At 67.2% G+C, this 752-nt stretch carries 1 protein-coding gene; it reads right to left on the bottom strand.

Going from position 1 to position 752, the window contains the following annotated elements:
* Window positions 1-2: 2 nt before the first annotated feature.
* A partial coding sequence (locus tag AAHF99_RS27120) for an EF-Tu C-terminal domain-related protein (protein WP_342167423.1) occupies window positions 3-752 on the bottom strand: 750 nt, incomplete at its 5' end.

Here is a 752-nt window from a genome sequence, read left to right on the forward strand (position 1 = left end):
GATCAGTCGTTGATGGCGGCGACGACGCCGGCGCCGACGGTGCGGCCGCCCTCGCGGATGGCGAAGCGCAGCTTCTCTTCCATGGCCACCGGCACGATCAGCACCACGTCCATGGTCACGTTGTCGCCCGGCATCACCATCTCGGTGCCCTCGGGCAGCGTGCACACGCCCGTCACGTCCGTCGTGCGGAAGTAGAACTGCGGCCGGTAGTTCGTGAAGAACGGCGTGTGGCGGCCGCCCTCCTCCTTCGTCAGGATGTACGCCTCGGCCTTGAACTTCGAGTGCGGCTTCACCGAACCCGGCTTGCACACGACCTGGCCGCGCTCCACGTCCTCGCGCTTCGTGCCGCGCAGCAGCACGCCGACGTTGTCGCCCGCCTGGCCCTGGTCGAGCAGCTTGCGGAACATCTCGACGCCGGTCACCGTCGTCTTCGTCGTCGGGCGGATGCCCACGATCTCGACTTCCTCACCGACCTTCACGATCCCGCGCTCGACGCGGCCCGTCACCACCGTGCCGCGGCCCGAGATCGAGAACACGTCCTCGATCGGCATCAGGAACGGTAGGTCGATCGGACGCTCCGGCTGCGGGATGTACTCGTCCACCGACTGCATCAGCTTCAGCACGGCGTCGTGGCCGATCGCCTTGTCGCCGTTGTCCAGCGCCACCTTGGCCGAGCCCTTGGTGATCGGGATGTCGTCGCCGGGGAAGTCGTACTTCGACAGAAGCTCGCGCACCTCCATCTCGACGAGCTC

The sequence above is a fragment of the Methylobacterium litchii genome (assembly GCF_038442315.1).
GTDB classification, from domain to species: domain Bacteria; phylum Pseudomonadota; class Alphaproteobacteria; order Rhizobiales; family Beijerinckiaceae; genus Methylobacterium; species Methylobacterium litchii.